This window comes from Paenibacillus oleatilyticus (assembly GCF_018998565.1).
GTDB lineage: Bacteria > Bacillota > Bacilli > Paenibacillales > NBRC-103111 > Paenibacillus_G > Paenibacillus_G oleatilyticus.
The window spans coordinates 1-315 of the sequence record NZ_JAHNZO010000216.1; the positions used below are offsets into that span (position 1 = coordinate 1).

Below are 315 nucleotides of genomic sequence, written 5' to 3' on the forward strand. Positions count from 1 at the left end.
GTTTCGCCCTGACCGCCTTCGGCATCGCCGCCCTCGCCCTGTTGTATCAAAGCAGCATGGCGCTGCAGCTGGTGAGCCTGGCGTTGGTGGGCTTTGGTCTCGGCGGCGTGATCACCGCCGCGTCCACCGCCATCATGCTGAACGCGCCGGAGGAGAAATCCGGTATGGCGGCCTCTATCGAAGACGTCTCCTACGAGCTGGGCGGCGTACTGGGCGTGACGTTGCTCGGCGGGCTGATGACGGCGTTCTACAGCCATAGTCTGGCGCTGCCGGCGGAGCTGCCGGTCAGCGAGTTGGCCTACGACAGCATCGACG

General features: G+C 65.7%; 1 pseudogene. It reads left to right on the forward strand.

The window, feature by feature from the left end:
* A pseudogene (locus tag KQX66_RS39210) lies at nt 1-315 on the forward strand (MFS transporter); the annotation flags it as partial.